Origin of the sequence: Rhodovarius sp., from assembly GCF_040399605.1 — a bacterium.
Classification (GTDB): Bacteria; Pseudomonadota; Alphaproteobacteria; order Acetobacterales; family Acetobacteraceae; genus Rhodovarius; species Rhodovarius crocodyli_A.
Genome location: NZ_JBBARU010000110.1, coordinates 1 through 8,159 on the forward strand (window position 1 = coordinate 1; position 8,159 = coordinate 8,159).

General features: G+C 64.9%; 10 protein-coding genes. All 10 read left to right on the forward strand.

All coding sequences use genetic code 11. The annotated features are described in order from the left end of the window. On the forward strand, nt 1-401 hold a 401-nt coding region (locus ABWP84_RS17310; protein ID WP_353213274.1), incomplete at its 5' end, for a transketolase C-terminal domain-containing protein. 16 nt (nt 402-417) lie between these two features. Continuing rightward, on the forward strand, nt 418-1,701 hold the full coding sequence (locus ABWP84_RS17315; RefSeq protein ID WP_353213275.1) for a pyruvate dehydrogenase complex dihydrolipoamide acetyltransferase: 1,284 nt from the start codon (nt 418-420) through the stop codon (nt 1,699-1,701). Beyond that, nucleotides 1,698-2,174, forward strand: a complete 477-nt coding sequence (locus ABWP84_RS17320; protein WP_353213276.1) for a GNAT family N-acetyltransferase — start codon at nt 1,698-1,700, stop codon at nt 2,172-2,174. Before ABWP84_RS17315 ends, ABWP84_RS17320 begins: the two co-directional genes overlap by 4 nt. 13 nt (nt 2,175-2,187) lie before the next feature. Then, a complete protein-coding gene (lpdA, locus tag ABWP84_RS17325; RefSeq protein ID WP_353213277.1) occupies nt 2,188-3,585 on the forward strand; it encodes a dihydrolipoyl dehydrogenase in 1,398 nt (465 codons plus the stop codon). An 11-nt stretch (nt 3,586-3,596) separates the two neighbouring features. After that, nucleotides 3,597-4,268 carry an HAD hydrolase-like protein gene (locus ABWP84_RS17330; protein ID WP_353213278.1) on the forward strand — a complete coding sequence of 224 codons (672 nt, stop codon included), beginning with the start codon at nt 3,597-3,599 and terminating at the stop codon, nt 4,266-4,268. Between the two features lie 106 nt (nt 4,269-4,374). Then, nucleotides 4,375-4,722: an RNA chaperone Hfq gene (gene hfq, locus ABWP84_RS17335; RefSeq protein WP_353213279.1), complete on the forward strand. Its 348-nt coding sequence runs from the start codon at nt 4,375-4,377 to the stop codon at nt 4,720-4,722. 28 nt (nt 4,723-4,750) lie between these two features. After that, nucleotides 4,751-6,049, forward strand: coding sequence for a GTPase HflX (gene hflX, locus ABWP84_RS17340; protein WP_408904289.1), 1,299 nt, complete (start codon nt 4,751-4,753; stop codon nt 6,047-6,049). After that, the gene (locus tag ABWP84_RS17345) at nt 6,046-6,876 is read left to right on the forward strand and encodes an inositol monophosphatase family protein (protein ID WP_353213280.1); all 831 of its coding nucleotides are present in this window, start codon (nt 6,046-6,048) and stop codon (nt 6,874-6,876) included. The genes hflX and ABWP84_RS17345 overlap by 4 nt, the downstream gene beginning before the upstream one ends. 49 nt (nt 6,877-6,925) lie before the next feature. After that, a complete protein-coding gene (locus ABWP84_RS17350) occupies nt 6,926-7,498 on the forward strand; it encodes a YSC84-related protein (RefSeq protein ID WP_353213281.1) in 573 nt (190 codons plus the stop codon). Nucleotides 7,499-7,573: 75 nt separating this feature from the next. Continuing rightward, nucleotides 7,574-8,159, forward strand: a 586-nt coding sequence (locus ABWP84_RS17355) for a tripartite tricarboxylate transporter substrate binding protein (protein WP_353213282.1), incomplete at its 3' end; no start/stop codon positions are given.

Consider the following 8,159-nt stretch of genomic DNA (forward strand, 5'->3'; position numbering starts at 1 on the left):
GCCGCGCCAAGGTGGAGCGGGTGGGGAGTGATGTGACGCTGGTGGGCTTCTCTATCAGTGTCAGCCTGGCCATGCAGGCGGCGGAAAAGCTGGCCGAGATGGGGATTTCGGCCGAGGTGATCAATCTGCGCTCGCTGCGCCCGCTTGATACCGAGACGATTGTGAATTCGGTGAAGAAGACCAATCGTCTGGTGACGGTGGAAGAGGGCTGGCCCTTTGCCGGTATTGGCGCCGAGGTGGTGATGCAGATTGTCGAGCACGCTTTCGACCATCTGGATGCGCCGCCGGTGCGGGTGCATGGCGCCGATGTGCCCATGCCCTATGCCGCCAATCTGGAAAAACTGGCATTGCCGCAGGCTGATCACGTGGTCGATGCGGCCAAACGCGTGCTGTACCGGTAAGGGGGCTGGTAGAAACATGGCCACGAATATCCTGATGCCCGCGCTCTCGCCCACCATGACCGAGGGCACGCTGGCGCGCTGGCTGAAGAATGAGGGCGACACCGTGCGCGCCGGTGACATCATCGCCGAGATCGAGACCGACAAGGCCACGATGGAGGTTGAGGCGGTGGATGAGGGTGTGCTGGACAAGATCCTGGTGCCGGGCGGGACGGCGGGCGTGAAGGTCAATGAGGTGATTGCGGTGCTGGTGGAGAAGGGCGAGGTGTTTTCGGGCGCTGCTGCCGCCCCGGCATCGGCTTCGGCTTCGGCACCGGCCGCTGTGCCGGCTGCGGCGGTGGTTGCGGCTGCGGCTGTGGTTGCTCCCGCTGCCCAGGGTGAGCGCGCCTTTGCCTCGCCGCTGGCGCGGCGCATGGCGCAGCAGGCGGGGCTGGATGTGACGAAGATTGCCGGCTCTGGCCCGCAGGGGCGGGTGGTGAAGGCCGATATCGAGGCGGCGATGAACCGGCCGGCTGTCTCGGCCCCGGTTGCCGTGGCCGCGGCGCCGGTTGCCGTGGCCGCGCCCGTTGCGGCGCCCAAGCCTGTGGCCGTGGCGGCACCGCTGGCCGGCACCACGGCGGTGCCCAATAGCAGCATGCGCAAAATCATTGCCAAGCGGCTGTCGGAGAGCAAAGCGACCATCCCGCATTTCTATGTGGCGATGGATATTGAGCTGGATGCGCTGCTGGATTTGCGGGCCAAGCTCAATGCGCGGGCGCCCAAGGATGGGCCGGGCGCCTATAAGCTCTCGGTCAATGATCTGATCATCAAGGCGGCGGCGGTGACGCTGCGCCGGGTGCCGGGGGTGGCGGCGAGTTGGACTGAGGATGCGATCCTGCGATTCAATGATATCGACATCTCGGTGGCGGTGGCGATCCCCGATGGGCTGATCACGCCGATTGTGAGGAATGCCGATACCAAGGGCTTGGCGGCCATTTCCAATGAGATGAAGGATTTGGGTGCCCGGGCCAAGGCTGGAAAGCTGAAGCCGGAGGAATTCCAGGGGGGCGGCTTCTCCATCTCCAATATGGGGATGTATGGGGTCAGCCACTTCGCCGCGATTATCAACCCGCCGCAGGCTGGTATTTTGGCGGTGGGTGCGGGCACCCAGCGGCCGGTGGTGAAGGGTGGCGCGCTTGCCATCGCAACCGTGATGACCTGCCAGTTGAGCGTGGATCACCGCGTCATTGATGGCTCGCTGGCGGCGGAATGGATGGCGGCGTTCAAGGCCATTGTGGAGGATCCGCTGAGCTTGATGCTGTGAGCCTGGTTCTGCGCGATGCCGCGCCTGGGGATGTGCCGCTGGTCGCGCATTTCGTGCGCGAATTGGCGGCTTATGAGAAGCTGGAGCATCTGGCCGTCGGCACGGATGCGGCGTTCCATGAACTGCTCTTTGGCAGCCCGGTGCGGGCGCATGCGCTGATTGCGGAATGGGATGGCGCGGCGGTGGGGTTTGCGCTGTGGTATTTTGCCGTCTCCACCTTCACGGCCAGCACAAAGCTTTATGTTGAGGATGTGTTTGTGGCGCCTGAGGCGCGCAATCGAGGCATTGGCAGGGCTATTTTTGCTGATCTGGCGCGTCGGGCCTTGGGTGCCGGCTCCTCGGGTATGGAATGGTCGGTGCTGGATTGGAACGCGCCTTCCATTGCTTTCTACCGCTCCATCGGCGCCAAGCCGCATGCGGGCTGGACCACGCAACGACTGAGCGGTGAGGCGCTGCGCGCGCTTGCCGAGTAGGGGAGCAAGAGACATGGCCGCGGAAGCATTCGACCTGGTGGTGGTGGGCGGTGGCCCGGGCGGCTATGTGGCGGCGATTCGCGCCAGCCAGCTCAAGATGAAGGTGGCGCTGGTGGAGCGCGAGAATTTGGGCGGCATTTGCCTCAATTGGGGCTGCATTCCGACCAAGGCCCTGCTGCGGGCGTCTGAGATCAATCATTTGCTGCATGATCTCGATGCCTATGGCTTTGCCGCTGATAATATCCGCTTTGACTTTCAGAAGGTGGTGAAGCGCTCGCGCGGGGTGGCGGCGCAGCTTTCGGGCGGCGTGAAGCACCTGATGAAGAAGAACCGGGTGAGCGTGTTCGATGGTCATGCCGCGCTGGCGGGGCCGGGAAAGCTGAATGTGACCAAGGATGGCAAGCCGGTGGCGGAGCTGGCGGCGCCGCATATCATTCTGGCCACTGGCGCGCGGGCGCGGGTGATTCCGGGGATGGAGCCGGATGGCAAGCTGATCTGGTCTTATCGGGAGGCGATGGTGCCGGCGGCGATGCCGAAATCGCTGATTGTTGTGGGCTCGGGCGCCATTGGCAGCGAATTTGCCTCCTTCTACCAGAATATGGGCGCGAAGGTGACGCTGGTGGAGGTGATGGACCGCATCTTGCCGGTGGAGGATGCGGAGATTTCCGCCTTTGTCCAAAAAGCCTTTGCCAAGCAGGGCATGGCGATCATGACCGGCGCGCGGGTGCAGGGTGTGCGCAAGGGTGCCGATAGCGTGACCGCGGTGATTGAGGCCAATGGTAAGGTGCAGGAGATCACCGCTGAGAGGCTGATTTCCGCCGTGGGCATTGTCGGCAATGTTGAGAATATTGGTCTTGAAGGCACCAAGATTGTAGTGGATCGCACCCATGTGGTGACGGATGCGATGGGGCGCACCGGTGAGCCGGGCATTTATGCCATTGGTGACCTCACCGGCGCGCCCTGGCTGGCGCATAAGGCGAGCCATGAGGCGACGATCTGCGTCGAAAGCATCGCCGGGCTGCACCCGCATGGCATGGATGTGCTGAATATTCCCGGCTGCACCTATTGCCGCCCGCAGGTCGCCTCGGTGGGGCTGACCGAGGCTGCGGCCAAAGCCCGGGGCCATACGGTGAAAATCGGCCGCTTCCCCTTCATCGGCAATGGCAAGGCGATTGCGATGGGTGAGCCTGAGGGTTTGGTGAAGACCGTGTTTGATGCGCAGACCGGCGAATTGCTCGGCGCGCACATGGTGGGGCCGGAGGTGACGGAAATGATCCAGGGCTACACCATCGCCCGCACCTTGGAATCGACCGAGGCGGAGTTGATGCACACCGTCTTCCCCCACCCCACGGTGAGCGAGACGATGCATGAGGCCGTGCTCGATGCCTATGGCCGGGTGATACACATGTGAGGGCCGCGCCCATGCGCCTTGCCCCAACCGCCATCCTGTTTGATTGGGACAATACCCTGGCCAATGGCTGGGCGGCCATTCAGGCCGGGCTGAATGCCGCGTTTCGTGAATTTGGCCTGCCGGAATGGTCGATGGAGCAGGTGCTGGCCAATACCCGCCACTCGATGGCCGAGAGCTTTCCGGCGATTTTTGGTGAGCAATGGCATCGGGCGCGCGATGTGTTTTATGTCGCCGTGCGGGAACAGCATCTGCAGGTGCTGCGGCCGATGCCGGGCACAGCGCCGATGCTGCAATTGGCGATGACCATCGCGCCCTTGGCCATTGTTTCGAACAAGCAGGGGCCGATGCTGCGCGATGAGGTGGCGCATTTGCGCTGGGATGGGTTTTTCCGGGCTGCGGTGGGGGCGGGCGATGCCTCGGCCGATAAGCCCAGCGCTGCGCCACTGCACATGGCCTTGCGCGCCTGCGCGGTACCGGCGGGGCCTGAGGCCTGGTATATTGGCGATACCGCACTCGATATGCAGGCCGCCCGTGCCGCGGGGATGACGGCCGTGCTCCTGGGTGATGCATCGCATGATGGTGGCATCGCTGCCTGCAACCCGGACATGCAATTTGCGGATGCGGCGGCGCTCGCAGCGCATCTCGTTACGCTAGACAAGCGATCCCATATGACCAATGCTTGATCCACTTGGTTGAGCAGGTTTTCGCCATGCATGCGCAGGGCGGAAGGGCAAGCCAGGGGCGGCCGTTATGGCCGTTCCGGGCCACAAAAAATGAGAGGAGGTCGCAATGGCCGCCGAAAAATCGCAGAATGTCCAGGATGTATTCCTGAATCATGTCCGCAAATCCAAGACCCCGGTGACGGTGTTCTTGATCAATGGCGTCAAGCTGCAGGGCATCATCACCTGGTTCGATAACTTTTCCGTGTTGTTGCGCCGCGATGGGCATACCCAGTTGATCTATAAGCACGCCATCAGCACAGTGATGCCCGGCGCGCCGATCATGCTGTTCGATGGCGCGGCCGCCGCCGCTGCCACCAGCGGTGAGGGTGCGGCCCCCGCGCCCGCGTCCGCGCCGCGCCGTGAAACCACTTTGAGCATCACCCCGAGGGAACCGAGTCCTGCCAGCACCGAATGACACCCAGGCGGCGCCGACGCGCGCCGCCGTGATCCTGCCCTATGAGCGGCACCAGCGTTCCTCCGTGCTGGAATTCTCCCCGCCGGGCTCGGTGCGGGTGGCGGAGGCGCGGCTGGCGGAGGCTGTGGGGCTTACTGCCTCTATTGGCGTCACCATCGTCCATACCGGCATTCATCCGCTGCGTGAGCGCCGGCCCTCCACCCTGATGGGTGAGGGCCAGGTGGCGTCGGTGAAGCAGGCGCTGGCCGAGCAGGAGGTGGAGCTTTGCGTGGTCGATGCTGCCCTCACCCCGGTGCAGCAGCGCAATCTGGAGCGCGCCTGGGGCGTGAAGGTGATTGACCGCACTGGGTTGATTTTGGAGATTTTCGGCGAGCGGGCGCGCACCAAGGAGGGCACGCTGCAGGTTGATCTGGCGCATCTCTCCTATCAGCGCTCGCGGCTTGTGCGCTCCTGGACCCATTTGGAGCGGCAGCGTGGCGGTGCGGGGTTTCTCGGCGGCCCGGGTGAAAGCCAGATGGAGATCGACCGCCGGCTGATCGATGACCGCATCGTGAAGCTGAAAAAGGAATTGGAGCAGGTCCGGCGCACCCGTGGCCTGCATCGGCGCGCGCGTGAGCGGGTGCCTTATCCGGTGGTGGCGCTGGTGGGCTATACCAATGCCGGCAAATCGACGCTGTTCAATGCGCTGACCGGGGCTGGGGTTTATGCCCAGGACCAGTTGTTTGCGACGCTCGACCCGACGATGCGGCAAATTCGCCTGCCATCGGGGCGCACCGCTATCCTCTCCGATACGGTGGGGTTCATCTCGGAATTGCCGACGCAACTGGTGGAGGCGTTTCGCGCCACGCTGGAGGAGGTGGCCGCGGCCGATATCATTCTGCATGTGCGTGACGCTGCCCACCCCGATACCCAGGCCCAGCGCGCCGATGTGCTGCATGTGCTGACCGACATGGCCGAGGGTGCGGAGGCGGCGCTGGATGAGAATTGGCAGGCTCGGGTGATTGAGGTGCTGAACAAGGCCGATCTGCTGCCTGAGGGGCAGCTTTCCGGCATGGCGGTCTCCGCCCTCAATGGCGATGGCTTGGAGGCGCTGCTGGCGGCGGTGGATGGCCGCCTGGGCGCGGGCGAGCAGGAGAGCCTGCATCGCATTGATGCGGGGGATGGCGCGCGGATTGCCTGGCTGCACCGCCATGCGGAGGTGCTGGAGACGACGGCCGAGGATGATGTGCTGGTGCTGAGGGTGCGGATGTCGGCCACCGCGCATGCCCGCTTTGCGCAATTGCCGCCGATGGATGAGGCGGGGCCGATTTCGGCCAATGACCCGTGAGGCTTGATCATCGCGCGCTGGCCGATGTGGCAGCGCTGCTGCGCCAGGCTTGCGCGGCTGAGATCATGCCGCGGTTTCGCAATCTTGGCTCGGGAGCGATTCGGGAGAAAAGCTCGGCGCTGGATCTCGTCACCGATGCGGATGAGGCGGCGGAGCGGCATATCACGGCGGGGTTGCAGGCGCGCTTTCCTGGCTGCCTGGTGGTGGGGGAGGAGGCGAGTGCGGCCGATCCTGGCCTGCCCGGGCGGATGGGTGATGCGGATCTTGCCTTTGTGGTGGATCCGGTGGATGGCACTGCCAATTTCGCCGCCGGCCTGCCGCTATTTGGCGTGATGGCGGCGGCGGTGGTCCGCGGCGAGGTGGCGGCGAGTTGGATTTTGGATCCGATGAGCGGCGATATGGCCATGGCACTGCGCGGTGAGGGTGCCTTCTCAGAGGATGCGGCGGGTGGCCGGGCGGGGATGGCTGTGGCGCCCTCGCTGCCATTATCGGCGATGCTGGGGGCAGTCTCCTTCGGCTATATGGACAAGCCGCGCCAGGGGCGGGTGCTGCCGGCGCTGGCGGGCTTGGCGGGGCTGCAGAATTTGCGCTGTGCGGCGCATGAATACCGCATGGCGGCCTCGGGCGGGTTGCATCTGCTGGTCTATAACCGGCTGCTGCCTTGGGATCATGCACCTGGCTGGCTGCTGCATCGTGAGGCGGGGGGGTATTCCGCCCGCTTTGATGGCAGCGCCTATTCGCCGCTGGACAGCGCAGGGGGCCTGGTGGTGGCGCCTGATCGCCCCGCCTGGGAGGCGGCGATGGCGGGTTTGCGCATCGCTGGTTGAAACCTGCGGGCTGGGCTGCGCGTTGGGGGTGCATCAGGAGCAACCTCACATGGCATCATTGTATTTTTCCGCCCGCCGAAGGCTTATTGCGCTGGGGGCGGGCCTTGGCACTGCAGCGGTGCTGGGCAGCCGCCCGGCCCTCGCCGCTGCCAGCCGCGCCGAGATCGACCGTGATGTGCAGGCCGCCATCACCCATTTGCGTGGCATGGAGAATGCAGCGCCATTGTTCCAGCATGCCCATGCGGTGCTGGTCTTTCCGCATATCATCGCTGGCGGCTTGATCGTGGGCGGGCAGTTTGGTGAGGGGGCGCTGATGCGTGGCGCCACCGCCCAGGCCTATTACAATATTGTCGGCGCCAGCCTGGGATTGCTGGCGGGGGTGCAATCCTCGGGGCTTGCCATGTTCTTCATGAACGAGGCCTCGCTGGTGGCGCTGATGCATGCCGATGGCTGGGAGATCGGCTCGGGGCCTGCGGTGACCTTTCTCGACCGTGGGGTGCAGGCGAATGTGACCTCGAGCACGCTGCGTGAGCCGGTCTATGCCATCAGTTTCAGCCAGCAGGGGCTGATGGCGGCGCTGGCGTTGAATGGCACCAAGATCACCCGCATCACCCCGCCCTGATGGCGGCTTGCCCGGTGCGGCTGGCCGGGCGAGACTTGCTTTAGGCGCGGCCAATAGCGCCTGGAGGACGCTATCATGGACATCACCCGCCGCGCTGGCTTTGCCGCCGCCTTGCTGGCCACCCCCGCCTTGGCCCAGGGCTGGCCGGAGCGGCCCATTCGCATCATCGTGGCCTTTCCCGCCGGCAGCGTGACGGACACGCTGTTCCGCAATCTGACCGAGGCGCTGTCGCGCGAACTGGGCCAGCCGGTCTTCGTCGAGAACCGCGCCGGCGGTAACGGCGTGGTGGGCAGCATTGCCGCGCGCGGTGCGGGCAATGATGGCCATACCTGGCTGGTGCTGAGCGTGACCAATGGCGCGCTGAATCCCTACACCGTGCGCAACTTGGCCTATCACCCGTTGCAGGATTTCGACCAGATCGGCCTGGTGGCCGAGGCGCCCTATATGTTGGTGGCGCCCCCCGATGGCGCGCGCAATCTGGCCGAGTTGCTGGAGCGGGCGCGGGCGCGGCCCAATGCGTTGACCTTCAGCCATGGCAATTCCTCCTCGCTCATCGCCTCGGCCATGTTGAACCGGATGGCTGGGGTGGAGATGACGGCGGTGCCCTATCGCGGCGGGCCGGAGGCGCTCACCGATGTGATTGCCGGGCGGATCGACAGCA

What these genes read in the sequence shown, in the direction of transcription:
- lpdA (WP_353213277.1), top strand. Translation starts at nt 2,188, where the DNA reads ATGGCCGCGGAAGCATTCGACCTGGTGGTGGTGGGCGGTGGCCCGGGC.
- hfq (WP_353213279.1), top strand. Translation starts at nt 4,375, where the DNA reads ATGGCCGCCGAAAAATCGCAGAATGTCCAGGATGTATTCCTGAATCAT.
- ABWP84_RS17330 (WP_353213278.1), top strand. Translation starts at nt 3,597, where the DNA reads ATGCGCCTTGCCCCAACCGCCATCCTGTTTGATTGGGACAATACCCTG.
- ABWP84_RS17350 (WP_353213281.1), top strand. Translation starts at nt 6,926, where the DNA reads ATGGCATCATTGTATTTTTCCGCCCGCCGAAGGCTTATTGCGCTGGGG.
- ABWP84_RS17315 (WP_353213275.1), top strand. Translation starts at nt 418, where the DNA reads ATGGCCACGAATATCCTGATGCCCGCGCTCTCGCCCACCATGACCGAG.